Source organism: Streptomyces malachitofuscus, assembly GCF_055571035.1.
On sequence record NZ_JBVIGA010000022.1, the window covers coordinates 54,785 to 72,660 of the forward strand.

General features: G+C 71.6%; 14 protein-coding genes and 1 pseudogene. 7 read left to right on the forward strand and 8 right to left on the reverse strand.

The features are described from left to right. Window positions 1-4: 4 nt before the first annotated feature. The 5 genes from ACZ44S_RS28230 to ACZ44S_RS28250 form a co-directional block, all read right to left on the reverse strand. Window positions 5-1,006, reverse strand: coding sequence for a glycoside hydrolase family 11 protein (locus ACZ44S_RS28230; protein WP_466933806.1), 1,002 nt, complete (start codon window positions 1,004-1,006; stop codon window positions 5-7). 310 nt (window positions 1,007-1,316) lie between these two features. Next, entirely contained in the window at window positions 1,317-1,940 is a 624-nt protein-coding gene (locus ACZ44S_RS28235) for an Rv1733c family protein (RefSeq protein ID WP_466933808.1), read from the reverse strand. Between the two features lie 43 nt (window positions 1,941-1,983). Next, window positions 1,984-2,787: a hypothetical protein gene (locus ACZ44S_RS28240; protein ID WP_466933810.1), complete on the reverse strand. Its 804-nt coding sequence runs from the start codon at window positions 2,785-2,787 to the stop codon at window positions 1,984-1,986. Next, window positions 2,784-3,149, reverse strand: coding sequence for a TraR/DksA family transcriptional regulator (locus ACZ44S_RS28245; protein ID WP_466933812.1), 366 nt, complete (start codon window positions 3,147-3,149; stop codon window positions 2,784-2,786). Before ACZ44S_RS28245 ends, ACZ44S_RS28240 begins: the two co-directional genes overlap by 4 nt. 49 nt (window positions 3,150-3,198) lie before the next feature. Then, window positions 3,199-3,525, reverse strand: coding sequence for a TraR/DksA family transcriptional regulator (locus ACZ44S_RS28250; protein WP_466933814.1), 327 nt, complete (start codon window positions 3,523-3,525; stop codon window positions 3,199-3,201). A 270-nt stretch (window positions 3,526-3,795) separates the two neighbouring features. On the opposite strand from ACZ44S_RS28250, the gene ACZ44S_RS28255 reads away from it, so the two are divergent. The 4 genes from ACZ44S_RS28255 to secD are packed head-to-tail and all read left to right on the forward strand — an operon-like array spanning window position 3,796 to window position 8,204. Further along, window positions 3,796-4,773, forward strand: a complete 978-nt coding sequence (locus ACZ44S_RS28255; protein WP_466933815.1) for a HAMP domain-containing sensor histidine kinase — start codon at window positions 3,796-3,798, stop codon at window positions 4,771-4,773. Next, complete coding sequence (locus tag ACZ44S_RS28260) at window positions 4,770-5,456, forward strand: response regulator (RefSeq protein WP_466933817.1); 687 nt, start codon at window positions 4,770-4,772, stop codon at window positions 5,454-5,456. The genes ACZ44S_RS28255 and ACZ44S_RS28260 overlap by 4 nt, the downstream gene beginning before the upstream one ends. Next, the gene (locus ACZ44S_RS28265) at window positions 5,453-5,866 is read left to right on the forward strand and encodes a hypothetical protein (protein ID WP_466933819.1); all 414 of its coding nucleotides are present in this window, start codon (window positions 5,453-5,455) and stop codon (window positions 5,864-5,866) included. Before ACZ44S_RS28260 ends, ACZ44S_RS28265 begins: the two co-directional genes overlap by 4 nt. A gap of 40 nt (window positions 5,867-5,906) precedes the next feature. After that, a complete protein-coding gene (gene secD / locus ACZ44S_RS28270; protein WP_466933821.1) occupies window positions 5,907-8,204 on the forward strand; it encodes a protein translocase subunit SecD in 2,298 nt (765 codons plus the stop codon). 316 nt (window positions 8,205-8,520) lie between these two features. Here secD and ACZ44S_RS28275 read toward each other — a convergent pair whose 3' ends face one another. Beyond that, a complete protein-coding gene (locus tag ACZ44S_RS28275; protein WP_466933972.1) occupies window positions 8,521-10,419 on the reverse strand; it encodes an ABC transporter ATP-binding protein in 1,899 nt (632 codons plus the stop codon). Between the two features lie 174 nt (window positions 10,420-10,593). On the opposite strand from ACZ44S_RS28275, the gene ACZ44S_RS28280 reads away from it, so the two are divergent. The 3 genes from ACZ44S_RS28280 (at window position 10,594) to ACZ44S_RS28290 (ending at window position 13,577) form a co-directional block, all read left to right on the forward strand. After that, window positions 10,594-11,493 (forward strand): lysylphosphatidylglycerol synthase transmembrane domain-containing protein, encoded by a 900-nt coding sequence (locus tag ACZ44S_RS28280; RefSeq protein WP_466933974.1) that lies wholly within the window; start codon window positions 10,594-10,596, stop codon window positions 11,491-11,493. A 52-nt stretch (window positions 11,494-11,545) separates the two neighbouring features. Then, complete coding sequence (locus ACZ44S_RS28285; protein WP_466933823.1) at window positions 11,546-12,310, forward strand: crotonase/enoyl-CoA hydratase family protein; 765 nt, start codon at window positions 11,546-11,548, stop codon at window positions 12,308-12,310. A gap of 169 nt (window positions 12,311-12,479) precedes the next feature. Continuing rightward, window positions 12,480-13,577, forward strand: a complete 1,098-nt coding sequence (locus tag ACZ44S_RS28290; RefSeq protein WP_466933825.1) for a mechanosensitive ion channel family protein — start codon at window positions 12,480-12,482, stop codon at window positions 13,575-13,577. Window positions 13,578-13,734: 157 nt separating this feature from the next. Here the strand turns inward: ACZ44S_RS28290 and ACZ44S_RS28295 are convergent. Then, window positions 13,735-15,441 (reverse strand): annotated as a pseudogene (locus ACZ44S_RS28295) (ATP-binding SpoIIE family protein phosphatase); the annotation flags it as partial. Window positions 15,442-17,358: 1,917 nt separating this feature from the next. Continuing rightward, window positions 17,359-17,562: a hypothetical protein gene (locus ACZ44S_RS28300; protein WP_466933827.1), complete on the reverse strand. Its 204-nt coding sequence runs from the start codon at window positions 17,560-17,562 to the stop codon at window positions 17,359-17,361. Between the last annotated feature and the right edge of the window lie 314 nt (window positions 17,563-17,876).

Here is a 17,876-nt window from a genome sequence, read left to right on the forward strand (position 1 = left end):
ACGGTCAGCCTGCGCTGCAGGAGACCGAGGGCCAGGTCCAGTTGCCGTTCGTCTGGATCGTGGCGCCCCAGTTGTTGCCGCTGCCGTTGGACCTGGCCACGAGCGTCTGGGCGTCTGGGTAGGACGCGCTGACGTTCCAGGTCGCGGAGACCTTCGCCGGGGAGGGGACCCGCATGGTGACGGTCCAGTCGCTGGAGCCGCTCACCGAGACGTTGAGGTTGTAGCGGTCGCCCCACTTCTCACCGGCCGAGAGCGTGGCGGTGCAGCCGCCACCACCACCGCCACCGCCGCCACCGCCACCGCCACCGCCACCGGAGCCTTCACTCACCGTGATGTTGGAGCTGCCGCTGCTCTGGTAGCCCTCGGTGGCCATGATCATGTAGTTGTGGTTGCCCAGGTTCATCCCCTTGCTCGCCCAGGCGTCGAAGTGGTTGCCGCTGGTGATGGTGCCGCCGGTGCGCTTCTGCTGCCGGACGCTCCAGTACTGGTCGAAGGTGCGGGTGCCTTCGATGGAGGGGGCGTTGTACCGGGTGGTCTTGTAGATGTCGTACGTACCGCCGTCGCTGGTGACGGTGCCCTTGTACTCGCCGGTGGGCCGGTAGGTGCCCCAGTTGTCGACGATGTAGTACTCGATGAGCGGGCCGGTGGTCCAGCCGTAGAGCGTCAGGTACGCGTTGCCGGACGGGTTGAAGGAGCCGGAGTAGTTGACGGTCTTGCGTCCGCCGGTGCTCCAGCCCTTGCCCGCGACGAAGTTGCCGGTGTTGCTCCACCGGGTGCTGTAGTTGCCGCCGGAGCCCAGATCCATGGAGACGGTTCCCTGGGAGTCGGTCCAGAACGAGTACCACCAGCCGTTGTTCGTGCCGGTCTGGTTGGTGGTGACGGCGGTGGCGGTGGTGGCGGTCAGAAGCAGCGCGGTGACGGCGGCCAGCGCGATGGTCCAGACACTTCTGACGCTGAGCAGCAGACGGCTGCGTCTGCGGGTCTTCGGGGGTGCGGACATGTTCATGCGGTGCGCCTCCTGTGACGGCTCGATGGGGAGGTCGATGCCGGAACAGTGTTGGTCTGTGCGCGTCAACCGTCAACACTTTCGGTGAATGTTTCGAAATCTTCGATGATGTAATGGAGGTGACGGTCCGGCATATGCGCAGCTCAACTTCCTTACTGAACCGGTCAACCAGTTTCTGAACGCACCATGTGACATGTGAGGGCCGAAGTCTGATGTCATGTCATCGAATGTTTCGTACCGGAGTCGGAGCTCCACGCACCGGAGCCCGGACGCCTGCGGGGCGTCCGGGCTCCGTAGGTACGCGTTCGGCTCAGGTGGGTGTCGTCCAGCGCGGGGCCGTCTCCGCCCAGGCCGTGTCCCAGCGGGCGAGGTTGCGGCGGCGCAGGGCCAGGGCGGCCAGCGCGTAGGAGGCGGCGCCGGTGAGGGCGACACCGACGGCGGCGAGGAGGGCCCAGCCCATGGTGCGGCTGCGGACCTCCTTGGGGGTCAGCGGCGCGTCCGTCGCCTCGCCGTCGGCGGTGACCCAGATGCGTACGGTGTTGTCGGCGGTCAGCCCGGGCCGGACCTCCGCCCGGGTGGTACGAGTGCGCCCCTCACGGGTGACGACGCGGACCTCGACCGGGTAACGAGTCTTCTTCTCCTCGTCCGAACCCGGCTCCGGGTGGCGGGGCGCGTCCTCGGTGAGCGTCGCGTCCGTCTCGTACCTGGTCTGAGTCTGGTGGCGGGCGAGGTCCTCGTAGTGGGTACGGGCGGCATCTCCCACGAGGGCGGCCGCCACGGGTGCCACGGCCAGGACGGCGATGAGCACCCCGAGGCCGAGCCAGGCCTGGAGTACGTCGGTGCGGCGGCGCAGGGGGTTGTGCCGGCGGCGCCACGGCGCGGGGCGCGGAGGCGGACCGGGGGGCGGCTGTGCCGGAGGTGTCTCGCCCGCCACGTCGTCTCTCCCTTCGTGTGGGTCGCAGGCAGCCGGGGGTGGATCAGATGGTTCCGGTGACGGAGGGGTGATAGTGCGCCGCGGCGAGCAGGCCGGCGGCGCCCCGCACGGCGGCGGTGTGCGGGGACGGCACCGGCTGGACCGGACAGCCGAGGCGGTCCGGGAGGTCGCGGGTAAGGTCGGGGCGCAGCGCGCCGCCGCCGGCCAGCAGAACGCCGCGGCGCAGGGCGGTGCGGGTCAGCGCGGTGCGGTCCTGCCGCAGCATCGCCGTCACCATCCCGGTCACCGCCTCGGTGATGAGCTCGGGCTCCGTGCCGTCGGTCAGGTCCGCGGTGCCCAGCGCGGCGCGACGGGCGTCGGTCACCGCGCCGTCGACGAGCAGCACCACCTCGGTGAGGTGGGCGCCGATGTCCACGACGAGCAGCGGCCGGATGTGGTCGGCGCCCGCGGCCAGCGCGACCGCCCGGGCTCCCGGGACGGTCAGCACGGCGCGCGGACGGAGGACCTCCACGGCGGTGCGGGCCTCGGTACGGAAGGCGAGCCCGTCAAGCACCGGTGCCGTGACGACGACCAGCGGCCGGCCGATCCTCGGCATCCGGTGCCCGAGGAGCCGTTCCAGCATGCGGGCCGTGCCGGGGGTGTCGACGATGGTCCCGCGCTGGATGGGGTGGACGGCCCCGGTGCCCGGGAAGGTCACGGTGGGCACGTCGAGGACCATGCCCCGGCCGGCGATCCACGCGCGTGTGCGGGCGCTGCCCAGGTCGAGAGCGATACCTGAGCAGCGCCGGCACAGCGGCCAGTGCCGGTGACGTACGGGAGCCGGCCGGGGGCGCCGGATCACAGTCACCGGCCGGCCTCCCTCACCTGCTGGCAGCGCCCGCAGTAGCGGGCCTGGGGGACGATCAGCAGGCGGTGGCGTTCGACCGGGCGGCGGCACAGATGACACGTGCCGTACTCCCCGGAGTCCATCCGGGCGAGTGCCGCCTCGACGTCGGCGAGCACCATGCGGGCGGAGGCGGCGAGCTTGACGCCGACCTCGATCCGGGCGGCGTCCGCCCGCCGGCGCCGGTCGTCGGCACGGGTGGTGGAGGCGAACTGCCGCAGCTGCTCCTGGCGGAACAGCCGCTGCTCGTGCAGGTTCTCGCGCAGCGCGACGAGGTCCTCGGGGGTGAGAGCCGTGTCGCGCTCGCCGATGGTCTGGTGGGTCACCACTGCACCCCTCGGGCAGAGCGGGAGAGAAGGACGGTCGGGGCGGGCGTCAGGCCGCGCGCCGCTGGCAGGCGACGCAGTAGCGGGTGTGCGGGAGGATCTCCAGCCGCTCCGGCGGGACGGACTTGGAGCAGCCCAGGCAGGTGCCGTAGGTGCCGTCGTCGACCCGGGCGAAGGCCTCGTCGATCTCCGTGAGGACGCGCTTGATCGCGTCGATCTGGTTGGACATCAGGTGGTCGCCGGGGCTCTGCCCGGTTTCGTCGAGTGCCTTGAGCTGTGCCAACCGGGTCGTGCGGGCGTGTTCGAGCCGCTGACGGACCTCGTCCGCGGCCGGAATGGCGGTGCGCGGTTCGGTGCGGGGCAGGTCGAGCGACACGTGGGTCCTCCTCGAAGACGTACGGGTGATGTCCTCACCATCGCCCGTTCCGTGCTTCGCGCCCATCGGGCGCGGTACCCATCTGTGCGGGGTCCCAGGACCCACCCCGTCCGGCATGGGTCCGGCGGGTGACCGGAAATGGGGTGCGGGGCCCATCGACACCCGCCGTGCGGGCCGTGCACGCTGGCCGCTGTCCGCCGGGACCAGGGGCCGCGCCCGCACGACGAGGCACGGTGACCGACAGTAGAGGCAGACGAGAAAGAGGAAGGCGTGACCTCCGTGTCCCTGTACTGGCGGATCTTCGGGCTCAACGCGGTGGTGCTGGGCAGTGCCACCGCGCTGCTGCTGTGGGCTCCGGTGACCGTGTCCGTCCCGGTGCTGCTGACCGAGGCGGTGATCCTGGTGGGCGGGCTCGCCGTCATGCTCGTCGCCAACGCCGCGCTGCTGCGCATCGGACTGGCCCCGCTCGACCGCGTCACCCGGCTGATGACCACCGTGGACCTGCTGCGCCCCGGTCAGCGGCTGCCGGTGCGGGGCGGCGGCGAGGTCGCGGACCTGGTCAGTACCTTCAACTCCATGCTGGAACGGCTGGAGGGGGAACGCGTCGCGAGCAGTGCCCGCGCCATCCTCGCCCAGGAGGGCGAGCGGCGCCGCATCGCCCAGGAGCTGCACGACGAGGTGGGGCAGAGCATGACCGCCGTGCTGCTGGCCCTGAAGCGGGCCTCGGACGAGGCGTCCGAGCCGCTGCGCGGTGAGCTCCAGCAGGCCCAGGAGATCACCCGGGAGAGCCTCGACGAGGTCCGTCGGCTGGTGCGCCGGCTGCGCCCGGGCGTACTGGACGACCTCGGCCTGGTCAGCGCCGTGACGTCGCTCACCACCGAGTTCGCCACGCACACCGGGCTGCGGGTGGTGCGCCGTTTCGAACCCGATCTGCCGGGGCTCGACCACGAGACGGAGCTGGTGATCTACCGTGTGGCGCAGGAGAGTCTGACCAACGCCGCCCGGCACGCGGGGGCGAGGTGCGTGGAGGTGAGCCTGCGCGCGGTCGACTCCGGTGTCGTCCTGGAGGTGAGCGACGACGGGCGCGGCATCGGCGCCGCGCAGGAGGGCGCCGGTCTCCGGGGGATGCGGGAACGCGCGTTGCTGATCGGGGCCATGCTGGACATATCGAGCCCGGACGGGAACGCCGCGACAGCAGGCGGGACGCGTATCCGGCTCACCGTGCCCGCCGTCAGGAAGCAGTCATGACCCATCAGGAACCCCAGCCCGACCACCGGACGCAGCCGAGGATCCGGATTCTGCTCGCCGACGACCACGCTCTGGTGCGGCGCGGCGTCCGGCTCATCCTCGACCGGGAGCCGGACCTGGAGGTGGTCGCCGAGGCGGGTGACGGTGCGGAGGCGATCGCCATGGCCCGTACCCATGACGTCGACCTGGCGGTCCTGGACATCGCCATGCCGCGGCTGACCGGTCTGCAGGCCGCGCGCGAGCTGACCGCGCTGAAGCCGGGGCTGCGCATCCTGATGCTGACGATGCACGACAACGAGCAGTATCTGTTCCAGGCGCTCAAGGCGGGGGCCGGCGGTTATGTGCTGAAGTCCGTCGCCGACCGTGACCTGGTCGCCGCCTGCCGGGCCGCGATGCGGGACGAACCGTTCCTGTACCCGGGTGCGGTGACGGCCCTGATCCGTAACTACCTCGACCGGGTCCGGCACGGGGAGGAGGCGTCGGAGCAGCTGCTGACACCCCGCGAGGAGGAGGTGCTCAAGCTCGTCGCCGAGGGCCACTCGTCGAAGGAGATCGCCGAGCTGCTGTTCATCAGCGTCAAGACGGTGCAGCGGCACCGCGAGAACCTGCTGCACAAGCTGGGGCTGCGGGACCGCCTGGAGCTGACCCGTTACGCCATTCGCGCCGGGCTCGTCGAACCTTGACCGCCGACCCGCGGGGACGCTCCGCCCGCCTTCCGTTCCGCCGTGCCGCGGCGGCCCTCGCCGCCTTCGCGGCCGTACTGCTGACCCTCGGGGTCACCGGCGGTGCCGAGCTCGCGCCCGGCGCCGTGTCCGCCCCCGCGGCCTCCCCCGCGCCCGCGTCGTACTCCTTCGACACCCGTCCGTACAGCGACGACGCCTACGTCGGTGCCCGCCCCGTGCTCACCCGGCCGGAGCGGGACGTCGCCGAGCGGACGGCGTCCGCCGGTCATGTGCTCTTCACCGCCGCGTACACGCCGCCCGTACCGCCGCGGCCGGTGCGCCCGGCGCCGGTGGCCGGGCATGCGCAGCCCGCCGCCGCGCACATGCCGTCGGATCTGGGACGGGCCCCTCCCACCGCCTCCAGCACCTGAGATTCCCTCTTCCTTCTCCGCGTGCCTGCTGGAGGCATCAGTGAAACGTCCCGCCCGCGTCAGGGCGTTGTTCGCGCTCGCCGTGATCGCCGCATCCGTGTTCATCGCCGTCACCGTTCCGGTCCGTCTGGGCCTCGATCTGCGGGGCGGCACCCAGATCGTTCTGGAGACCCGTTCCACCGAGACCGTCGAGGCCGACGGGGAGGCCACCGACCGCACCCTGGAGGTCCTGCGCGGCCGTGTCGACGCGCTCGGGGTGGCCGAACCGAGCATCGTCCGCTCCGGTGAGAACCGGATCATCGTCGAACTGCCCGGTCTGCAGGACCCGCGCCAGGCGGCCGACGTGCTGGGCCGTACCGCACAGCTCTCCGTCCACCCGGTGCTCGGCATCGCCTCCGCGACCGACAAGCCGCAGGAGAAGGGCGAACAGATCCTGCCCGACGAGGCCGGCGAGCGGCTGCGGCTGGGCGCCGCGTCGCTCACCGGCCAGGACGTGAAGGACGCCGAAGGGCGGTTCGACCAGCAGGGCGGCGCGGGCTGGCACGTCACGGTGGACTTCGAGGACGCCAAGGGCTGGGCCCGGCTGACCGGTGAGGCCGCCTGCAACCCGGCGGGCGATCCGAAGCGCCGGGTCGCGATCGTGCTGGACGACAAGATCATCTCCTCTCCCCAGGTCGACCCGTCCGTCTCCTGCGGCGCGGGCATCACCGGCGGCTCCACCCAGATCACCGGTTCCTTCACCAGTGACGAGGCCAAGGAGCTCGCCCTGCTGATCAAGGGCGGCGCGCTCCCGGTGCCGGTCGACACGGTGGAGCAGCGGACCGTGGGCCCGACGCTGGGCGCCGAGGCCATCGACGCGAGCGCCTGGGCGGCCGTCGTCGGCACCGCGCTGACCGCGGTCTTCATCATCGTCGTCTACCGGCTGATGGGCGTCCTGGCCACCCTGGCCCTGCTCTGCTACGGCCTCATCTCCTACGCCGCCCTCGCCGCCCTGGGGGCGACGCTGACCCTGCCCGGACTCGCCGGTTTCGTCCTGGCCATCGGTATGGCGGTGGACGCCAACGTGCTGGTCTTCGAACGGGCCAGGGAGGAGTACGGCAAACGCAACCGGCCCAGCAGCCGCTCGGCCCTGACCGCCGGTTTCAAGGGCGCGTTCAGCGCCATCGCGGACTCCAACATCACCACGCTGATCGCGGCGGTGCTGCTGTTCCTGCTGGCGTCGGGGCCGGTGAAGGGTTTCGGTGTCACGCTGGCCATCGGTGTCGTCGCGTCCATGATCAGCGCCCTGGTGATCACCCGGGTGCTGGCGGAGTTCGCGGTGGGCCGCCGCTGGGTGTACCGCCGGCCGGGGCTGACGGGGCTGGCCTCGATCGGGCGCGTCCGCGCGTACCTCACCCGGCGCAATCCGCAGCTGATGCGGCGTCCGCTCCGCTGGCTGGCGGTGTCGGCCGTCGTGCTCGTCCTCACCGGCGCGGGCATCGCGGTGCGGGGGCTGAACTTCGGCGTGGAGTTCACCGGCGGCCGGCTGATCGAGTACTCCACCGGCACCGCCGTCGACCCCGACCGGGCCCGGGAGGCACTGGCCGACGCCGGCTTCCCGCAGGCGGTCGTGCAGTCCTCCGGCGACGACAAGCTCACGGTCCGCACCGAGGAACTGAGCAACGCGGAGGCCGTCGAGGTGGCCGACGCCATCGCGGAGGTCGGCGGCGGCGCGGAGAAGGTGCGCGACGAGCTGATCGGTCCGAGCCTCGGCGACGAGCTGCGGCGCAACGCGCTGATCGCCCTCGGGCTGGCGCTCGCCGCCCAGCTGCTGTACCTCGCCGTGCGGTTCCGCTGGATGTTCGGTGCGGGCGCGGTCGCGGCGCTCGCCCACGACGTGGTGATCCTGACCGGCATCTTCGCCTGGCTGGGGAAGCCGATCGACGGTGTGTTCCTGGCCGCGCTGCTCACCGTGATCGGTTACTCGGTGAACGACTCGGTGGTGGTGTTCGACCGAATCCGCGAGCTGTGGCGCAAGGACAGCAAGGCGCCGCTGGACCAGGTGACGAACCAGGCGATCCTGCAGACGGTGCCGCGTACGGTCAACACCGGTATCGGTGTGATCTTCATTCTGGCCGCGTTGGCCCTGCTGGGCGGTGACTCGCTCACCGACTTCGCGCTCGCGCTGCTGATCGGCATGCTGGTGGGCACGTACTCGTCGGTGCTGACCGCATCGCCGCTCGCCATCGAGCTCGACAAGTACGCCGGCGACGGCAAGGGCGGCCGCGGCCGCGGCGCTTCCAGGCGCCGCGACCGGGGAGGCACGGCCCGGGCCAGGGCCACCAGCCAGGGGAAGTAACGCGTCCGGCGGCTCCCTGCGCGGGAGCCGCCGGATTCGGGCGCGCCGTCCCCCGCCACCGAGTCCCCCGGGCAGTCACGCCTCCCCCGTGCCGCCCCCACCGGGCGGTCGCGCTCCCGGTGCTGTCCCCGCGGGCAGTTGTGCCCCTCCATACCGCTTCCGCGGGCAGTCGTGCCTCCCCCAGTGCCTTGCGGGCCTGGGAGGTGCCCCCAGGGAGATGGGGGTCCCCCGCTCGAGCGCAGCCGAGAGTGGGGGAGGCACCCCGCATGCGCCGGGCTGCGCAACCCACCCCCGGCCCACACCAACGCCGCCGCCCCTACACCACCGCCGACTCGGCGTCCGGCGCCCCCGGCCCACCCTGCCGGGCGGCGAACTGGGTGCGGTGCACCTCGGCGTACCGACCCCCCGCAGCCAGCAGTTGCTCATGCGTGCCGCGCTCCACGACCCGCCCCGCCTCGACGACCAGGATGAGATCCGCCGCCCGGACCGTGGACAGCCGATGCGCGATCACCACCGCCGTCCTGCCCACCAGCGCCTCGGTGAGTGCCTCCTGGACGGCCGCCTCGGAGGTGTTGTCCAGGTGCGCGGTCGCCTCGTCGAGGATGACCACCCGCTGACGGGCCAGCAGCAGCCGGGCGATCGTCATCCGCTGGCGTTCGCCCCCGGAGAGCCGGTAACCGCGCTCCCCCACCACCGTGTCCAGCCCGTCCGGCAGCGCCCGTACCAGCGCATCGAGCCGCGCCCGCCCCAGCGCGTCCCACAGCTCCGCGTCGCTCGCGCCCGGCCGGGCCAGCAGCAGATTGGCACGCACCGTGTCGTGGAAGAGATGACCGTCCTGGGTGACCATCCCGAGGGTGGCGCGCAGCGACCGGGCGGTCAGATCGCGCACGTCGACGCCGCCCACGCGCACGGCGCCCGCGTCGACGTCGTACAGCCGGGGCAGCAGGCTCGCGATGGTCGACTTGCCCGCGCCGGAGGAGCCGACGAGGGCGATGGTCTGCCCCGGTTCGGCCCGGAAGGAGATGCCATGCAGGACTTCCTCGCCGCCCCGCGAGTCGAGAGCCGCGACCTCCTCCAGGGAGGCCAGGGAGACCTTCTCGGCGGACGGGTAGCCGAAGCGGACGTCGTCGAACTCCACGGAGACCGGTCCCTCCGGCAGGTCGCGGGCGTCCGGCTTCTCCCGGATGAGCGGCTCGAGGTCCAGGACCTCGAAGACCCGCTCGAAGCTGACCAGCGCGCTCATCACCTCGACCCGCGCCCCGGCCAGCGAGGTCAGCGGCGCGTACAGCCGGGTGAGCAGCAGTGCCAGTGCGACGACCGCGCCGGGTTCGAGGACACCGCTGAGGGCGAGCCGCCCGCCGAGGCCGTAGACCAGGGCCAGCGCGAGGGCGGAGACGAGGGTCAGCGCGGTGATGAACACGGTCTGCGCCGTGGCCGTGCGCACGCCGATGTCCCGCACCCGGCGGGCGCGCACCGCGAACTCCTCCGATTCCTCCTCGGGGCGGCCGAACAGTTTCACCAGGGTGGCGCCGGGCGCGGAGAACCGCTCGGTCATACGGGTGCCCATGGCCGCGTTCAGGGCGGCCGCCTCGCGCTGCATTCCGGCCATACGGCGGCCCATGCGGCGGGCGGGGATCACGAAGACCGGCAGCAGCACCAGGGACAGCAGGGTGATCTGCCAGGACAGGGTGAGCATCACGGCGAGGGTGAGGACCAGGGTGACGAGATTGCCGACCACGGTCGACAGGGTGTTGCTGAAGGCCCGCTGGGCACCGATGACGTCGTTGTTGAGACGGGAGACGAGCGCTCCCGTACGGGTGCGTGTGAAGAACGCGACGGGCATACGTTGGACATGGTCGAACACCGCTGTGCGCAGATCGAGGATGAGTTCCTCGCCGAGGGCGGCCGACAGTCTTCGGCCGAGGATGCCGAGGGCCGCCTCGACGATCGCGATCAGCGCGATGAGCAGGGCCAGGCGGACGACCGTGGCCTCGTCACCGGCGGACACGATGGTGTCCACGACCCGTCCGGCCAGCACGGGGGTGGCGACGGCGAGGGCCGCGGTCGCCGTGCCGAGCAGCACGAACAGCACGAGCCGGCGGCGGTGCGGGCGGGCGAAGGCGCCGATGCGGCGCAGGGTCTCCCTGGTCACGGGTCGGTGCTCGTCCTGTGCGGACATGACGCTGCGCAGCTGTGTCCACGCTGTGGTCTCCATGCTCATGAACGCGAAGGTAGAACCTCGACCATGATGGAGGTCAAGCACGGAGCGGCCCCTCTCCAGGGGCCGCTTCCCGGTCGTAAGGAGCCGTCCGGGCTGCCGCAACCCGTCGTTGGCGCGCGGCGGACACGCTCGGTGGATGTGACGCGGACGATCCGCCGGATCCTGTGTGTGCTGCCCCTGCTGCTGGTGACCGTGATCGCGGTGCGGCACCGTGCGGTGCTGGCCGAGGGCTTCGCCCTGCTGACGACCGCCCGGTGGCCCTGGCTGCTGACCGCGGCCGGTGTCACCTGTCTGACCTGGGTGGCGGCCGCCTTCACCCGGCAGGGCGCGGTCGTCGAGCGGCTGCCCGGACGGCGGTTGCTGGCCACGCAGTTCGCGGCGGGCGCGGCGAACCACATGCTGCCCACGGGCCTGGGCGCGAGTGCGGTCAATCTGCGGTTCATGACGGTCTGCGGGCTGACGCCGGCCCGTTCCTCCGCCGCCCTGGCGCTGTATCTCCTCGCGGAGTCCGTCGGCCGGGTGGGGCTGCTGGCGGCCCTGCTCGTGGCGTTCCCGGACGCCCTGCGGTTCGGCTCGCTCCTGCCCGAGGGGGCGTTCGGCCCGTTGCTGCTCGCGATCGGCGCGGCGGCCGTCGTCGCGGTGGGGGTGCTCGCGGCCATAGGGCGGCTGCGGAGGGCCGTCCGTGCGTTCGTGCGGACGGCGTTGGGCGAGGCGCGGTCGGTGCACGCCCTGCCCTCGCGGGCGCTGGCGCTGTGGGGCGGGGCGCTGGCCTTTCCCGCGTTGCAGGCGACCGCGCTGGTGCTGGTGGGGCTGGCGTTCGGGCTGTCGGTGCCGCCCGCCCACATGGCGGTGGCGTATCTGGCCGCGACGGTCGCGGTGGCGCTGGTGCCCACTCCGGGCGGGCTCGGTTCGGTGGAGACGGCACTGGTCGTGGCGCTGGTCGCGGTGGGCGGGGCGGCCGCCCCGGCCACGGCGGTGGTGCTGGTCTTCCGGGTCATCACGGTGTGGCTCCCGCTGCTGCCGGGCGCGTTGACGCTGGGCGCGCTGGTGCGGCTGAAGGTGATCTGACCCCCGGGCCGGGGTAGGGTCCCGGGTCCGACCAGCCGAGAGGGGCACTGTCATGCCGGTCCGGATCGAGCGCCGGGGACCCGTCACCACGGTCGTCCTCTCCCGGCCCGAGGTGCGCAACGCGGTGGACGGTCCGACCGCCGCCGCGCTGGCCGACGCCTTCCGCGCGTTCGAGGCGGACGACGGTGCCGCGGTGGCGGTGCTGTGGGGCGAGGGCGGCACGTTCTGCTCGGGCGCCGACCTGAAGGCGCTGGGCACGGAGCGGGGCAACCGGGTCGGCGAGGACGGGGACGGGCCGATGGGGCCCACCCGGATGCGGCTGTCCAAGCCGGTGATCGCCGCCGTCGCCGGGCACGCCGTGGCGGGCGGCCTCGAGCTGGCGCTGTGGTGCGATCTGCGGGTGGCCGAGGAGGACGCCGTCTTCGGGGTGTACTGCCGCCGCTGGGGTGTGCCGCTGATCGACGGCGGCACGGTGCGGCTGCCCCGTCTGATCGGCACGAGCCGGGCGCTCGACCTGATCCTCACCGGGCGTCCGGTGGGGGCCGAGGAGGCCTACGGGATGGGACTGGCCAACCGTGTGGTGCCCGTGGGGCGGGCCCGCGCCGAAGCCGAGGAACTGGCCGCCGCCCTCGCCCGGTTCCCCCAGGCCTGTCTGCGTGCCGACCGTGCCTCGGTGCTCGGCCAGGAGGGGCTGGACGAGGAGGCGGCACTGCGCGGCGAACTCCGGCGCGGGGCCGCCGTCGTGGCGGCAAGTCAGGAAGGCGCGGCCCGGTTCGCATCGGGGGCGGGACGGCATGGCTCGTTCACGGACCTGTGAGACCGGGCGTGGTACGAACTGTCCCTCGGGATACGGCAGGATGAGCGATCGTGCCGACCGCGAATCAGGGTGCGGTGCGGCACGCCTGGATTCCGTAGAACTCGAACAGGTGACACATGACACGACTTCACATACGGCCGTCGGCCGAAGTTTTCGCCGGAGGTGAGCGGTGACCCGCTCGCTCACCATGGACCATCTGGTGTACGCGGGGATCGCCCTCGTCGCCGGCGTCGTCGCGGCGTTCCTGCTCCGGATGCTGCTGCGCTGGCTGGGACGGCACGCCGAACGCACCAACTGGCGCGGGGACGACGTCCTCGTGGACGCGTTGCGCATGATCGTGCCGTGGGCGGCGATCGCGGGCGGCGCGGCCTCCGCGGCGGCGGCGCTGCCGCTGACCCGGACCGTGCAGCACAACGTCAACCAGACGCTCACCCTGATGGTGATCTTCGCCGCGACCGTGTCGGCGGCGCGGGTGGTGGCGGGCCTGGTGCGCTCGGTCACCCAGTCCCGCTCCGGCGTCGCCGGGTCGGCCACCATCTTCACGAACATCACCCGGATCCTGGTCCTGGCGATCGGCTTCCTGGTGGGCCTGCAGACGCTGGGCATCTCGATCGCCCCGCTGCTCACCGCTCTCGGCGTCGGCGGTCTGGCGGTGGCACTGGCCCTTCAGGACACCCTCGCCAATCTGTTCGCGGGCATCCACATCCTCGCCTCCAAGACCGTGCAGCCCGGTGACTACATCCGGCTGAGCAGCGGGGAGGAGGGCTATGTCGAGGACATCAACTGGCGGCAGACGACCGTCCGTGAGCTCTCCAACAACCTGGTGGTCATTCCGAACGGGCAGCTCGCCAAGACGAACATGACCAACTTCATGCGCCCCGAGCAGCAGCTGACCATCCTGGTGCAGGTCGGCGTGTCGTACGACAGCGACCTGGAGCAGGTGGAGCAGGTGACGAAGGAGGTCGTCGCCGAGGTGATGACCGACATCACCGGCGCCGTGCCGGAGCACGAGCCCGCGGTGCGCTTCCACACCTTCGGCGACTCCCGCATCGGGTTCACCGTGATCCTGGGCGTCGGGGAGTTCAGCGACCAGTACCGGATCAAGCACGAGTTCATCAAGCGCCTGCACCGCCGCTACCGCGAGGAGGGCATCCGCATCCCGTCGCCCGCGCGGACGGTGGCGCTCCAGCAGGCCACGACGCTGATCCCGCCGCAGCGGGACGTGGTGTCCGCGCCGGACGACATGACCACGGCCCGGCCGATCTGAGGGCCGGGCGCGCCCCTGAGCGGTCCGCCTCGACGACGCGCTCGACGCCCGTCCTGGCGGTCCGCCTCGACGACGCGCTCCACACCGGCCCGTTTCCCATGAGCATCCCGAGGAGCTCTCGCACGCCCTGCGGGCGGCCGGGTCCGGGCGGGGCCGGTCAGCCGCCGAGCGTCTCCGGTGGTGTCTGCTCCGCCCAGATGACCTTGCCCTCCTTGGTGTAGCGCGTGCCCCAGCGCTCGGCGAACTGGGCCACGAGGAAGAGGCCCCGTCCACCCTCGTCCATGCCGGCCGCGTAGCGCAGATGCGGCGAGGTGCTGCTGTGGTCGGAGACCTCGAGGACGAGCGCACGGTCGCGGATCAACCGCGCCTTGATCGGCCCTGTGGCGTGGCGCACGGCGTTGGTGATCAGTTCGCTGCAGATCAGCTCCGTGGTGTAGACGAGATCCTCCAGCTCCCACTCCATGAGCCGGGCGGAGACGGCAGCGCGTACACGACTGACGGCGGCGGGGTCGCGCTCCACGTCCCACTCGGCGACCTGCCCCGGCCCCAGCACCCGCGTACGGGCGACGAGCAGTGCGATGTCGTCGCTCCGGATCTCGGGGAGCAGGGCGTCGAGCACGGCGTCGCAGGTCCCCTCGGGCGACGGGTCCGCGCGCGCCAGCGTCTCGCGGAGCAGCCGGAGACCGACGTCGATGTCCAGGGCCCGGCGCTCGACGAGGCCGTCCGTGAACAGGACGAGCCTGCTGCCTTCGGCCAGACTCAGCTCGGTGGCCTCGAAGGGCAGCCCGCCGATGCCCAGGGGGAGGCAAGGCGGCACGTCCAGGAACTCCACTCTCCCGTCGGGATGGACGAGCGCGGGCGGCGGGTGACCGGCGCTGGCGATGGCACAGGTGCCGGACACGGAGTCGTAGACCGCGTACAGGCAGGTGGCGCCGGTGACGGTGGTCTCGTCGCCGGCCGTGATCGCGTCCTGGTCGATCAGGGCGACCAGCTCGTCGAGATGGCTGAGGAGTTCCTCCGGCGGCAGGTCCAGGGGCGTGGAGAAGTTGTGCACGGCGGTACGCAGCTGACCCATGGTGGCCGCGGCATGCAGTCCGTGCCCGACGATGTCGCCCATGACCAGCGCCACCCTGGCACCCGGCAGCGGAATGACGTCGAACCAGTCGCCGCCGACCGCCTGGGCGGGGAGGTAACGGGAAGCGACCTCGACGGCGTTCTGTTCGGGCAGCCCGCGGGGCAGCAGTCTGCGCTGCAGCGCCACGGCCAAGCCGTGCTCGCGGGTGTAGCGACGCGCGTTGTCGACGGAAACGGAGGCTCGGGTGGCCAGTTCGGCCGCGAGGGAGAGATCGTCCTGATCGAAGGGCTCGGGCTTCTCGGAACGCCAGAAGTGGACCATGCCCAGCAGCACGCCGCGGGCGGACAGGGGCGCCGTGATGAGCGAATGGATCCCGAATTCGACGACACGGGAGCCCCGCGTGGGGTCCAGCTCCACTTCCCGCCACTGCGTGGACTCACGCAGATGAGACACCAGGACAGCCCTGCCGCTCTCGACGGCGCGGGCCTGTGGGGAGGACGGCGAGAACGTCAGCCGGTCGCCGACGGCGAACAGGGGAGCGTCGTCGCGGATGCCGCTGACGGCCGCGCGCTGCATCCGCCTGATGCCGGTGCTGGTGCCGTTCGCCCCCAGTTCCTCCTCGCGCAGCACGGACTCGGCCAGGTCGACGGTGACGTAGTCGGCGAAGCGCGGAACCGCGACCTGTGCCAGCTCTTCGGCCGTACGGGTCACGTCCAACGTGGTGCCGATGCCGCCGGTCGCGTCGTAGAGCAACTTCAGTCGCCACCGGACCAGCTCGACCCTCTCCGACGCCTCGCCGATCATCCGCATCACTTCTTCGGTGCCGATCTCCTCCTCTCCGGCGACCGCGACGACCGCGAGCCGCGCGGACGCGGCGCCCACCGAACCGGCGAGCTGGGCCTCCACGTGGTGGACCAGCTCCGGCGGTGCTTCGGCTGCCGGTGAGTCGGGTCTCTTTCCGGGGGAGGAGCGCAACACGCCCTGGGCGCCCTCCCGGCCCAGGAAGCGCTCCAGCAGCGTCTGCAGCTCGCCGACCGTGGCACGGACCTGCCGGCGTCGCTCCCTGAAGGGCTCCTCTCGGACCCCGACGAACTGCACCGCCTGCGCACGCTCCGCAGCGCTCGGCCGGTCCGCGAGCGAGACGACGACATACCCGCCGAGGTTCACCAGCGCACTCCAGAACATCGCATGACTGATCGGGTCCATCGCCGGCATGCCGAACAGCCGCTCCGGCCGAAGCAGCTCGATGCCGAGCGGTCCCTCCCGCAAGAGCGAAGCAGACAGCAGCTCGGCATCGACGAAGGTCGGCAGCACCAAGGTGTACGCCCACACGACGAACCCCGCCACCAGGCCGACCAGCACGCCCCGGCGGGTTCCGCCCTTCCAGAACAGGCCGCCCAGGATGGCGGGCGCGAACTGTGCCACGGCCGCGAACGACACCAGGCCGATCGACACCAGTGTCGTCTCCCCGCCCGCGACCCGGAAGTACGCGTACCCGAGCAGCAGGATCAGCACGATGGCAGCCCGGCGGATGCCCAGCACCAGCCCGGCGAGGTTGTCCCGGCGGGCCAGCCTGGACTTGCTGCGCAGCAGCAGCGGCATCACGAGTGAGTTCGACACCATGGTGCTGAGCGCGATCGTTTCGACGATGATCATGCTGGTGGCCGCGCTGAGGCCACCGATGAAGACGAACAGCGCGAGTGCCTCCTGGCCTCCGGCCATCGGCAGGGTCAGTACGTAGGTGTCGGCGTCGGCTCCCGTCCCGAACCGCAGAAGCCCGCCGGCCGCGATCGGAAGGACGAAGACACTGATCACGAGCAGGTACAGCGGGAACAGCCACAGCGCCCGTTCGAGGTGCCTCTCGTCGACGTTCTCGACCACGCCGACCTGCCACTGGCGGGGCAGCAGCACGATCGCCAGCATGGACAGCACCATGAGCCAGACCCAGGAGCCGTAGCCGGTCTGCCCCTGCAGCGTGAACAGCGTGGTGTGGCCGGCGTCCGCGGCCCGGGAGAACAGGTCGCCGAACCCCCTGAACATCCAGAAGACCACGAAGATCCCGACGGAGAGGAACGCCACGAGCTTGACCACGGACTCGAACGCGATGGCGGCGACCATGCCCTCGTGGCGTTCGGTGGCGTCCAGATGACGGGTGCCGAAGAGGATGGTGAACGCGGCGAGCACCAGCGCCGCGTACAGCCCGGTGTCCTCCAGCATCGGAATGTGGCTCAGTTCCGCGGCGGAGGTGCTCCCGGGGTGGCGCTGAAGGGTCGCGAAGGTGATGGAGACCGCTTTGAGCTGCAGTGAGATGTAGGGAATGACCCCCATCACCGCGATGATCGTCACCAGAGCACCCAGTGCGGTGCTCTTGCCGTAGCGGGCGGAGACGAAGTCGGCCAGCGAGGTGACCCGGTGCCGGCGGCTGATCCGGATGATTCTGCGCAGCACCAGCCAGCCCAGCGCGAGCATGATCGTCGGTCCCAGGTAGATCGGCAGGAAGCCGACTCCGGCGCTGGCGGCCCATCCCACGCTGCCGTAGTACGTCCACGAGGTGGCGTACACGCCGAAGGACAGCGCGTAGACCGTGGCATTGTTGATGATGCTCCGCCCGGAATCCGCCCGCCGGTCACCGTAGAAGGCCACGGCGAAGAGCAGGCCGAGGTACGCGGCCGAGACGGCGACGATGAACCAGGTCTGGAGCACTGCCTACCTCGATCTGCCGCCGATCACGGCGACCAGACCGATCATGATCGCCCACACGAGGAACAGGTAGGCCGCGAGAACGGGGACGCCGAACACCTGGCCCACGCGGTCGAACCGCGCCAGGAACGGCGGAATGATCAGCACGAACCCCAGCACCGCCACGACCCTCAGACGCAGGCCGACCTGCTCGTCCCGCGACTCCGCCATGAGCCGCCTCCACATCCTCGGTGTCACACACTGTGACGAACGCCTACATGCTGTTCATGTCACACCGCAGCCTCGACCCTGTCCGCGGGCGACGCGCACTCCGCTCAGTTCAGCACGGCACCGGGAGGCCCGCTACCTCGCTGAACCGGCACTCCGGCCCCCGCTGGGGACCGACGAGGGCGCGCCGCCGTCCTGGGCCGAGCCCTGCGCTGACGGCCCGACGGGCCGGGCGCCCGAGGACATGCGGCCCGTGCCCCGTGTCGAGTCGCGGGCCGTCACAAGATATCTTGATGTCGAGCAATGTTGCAGACGTG

Coding starts and splice junctions, on each gene's coding strand:
- ACZ44S_RS28260 (WP_466933817.1), top strand. CDS start 4,770: ATGACCCATCAGGAACCCCAGCCCGACCACCGGACGCAGCCGAGGATC.
- ACZ44S_RS28285 (WP_466933823.1), top strand. CDS start 11,546: ATGCCGGTCCGGATCGAGCGCCGGGGACCCGTCACCACGGTCGTCCTC.
- ACZ44S_RS28300 (WP_466933827.1), bottom strand. CDS start 17,562: ATGGCGGAGTCGCGGGACGAGCAGGTCGGCCTGCGTCTGAGGGTCGTG.
- ACZ44S_RS28275 (WP_466933972.1), bottom strand. CDS start 10,419: ATGGAGACCACAGCGTGGACACAGCTGCGCAGCGTCATGTCCGCACAG.
- ACZ44S_RS28230 (WP_466933806.1), bottom strand. CDS start 1,006: ATGAACATGTCCGCACCCCCGAAGACCCGCAGACGCAGCCGTCTGCTG.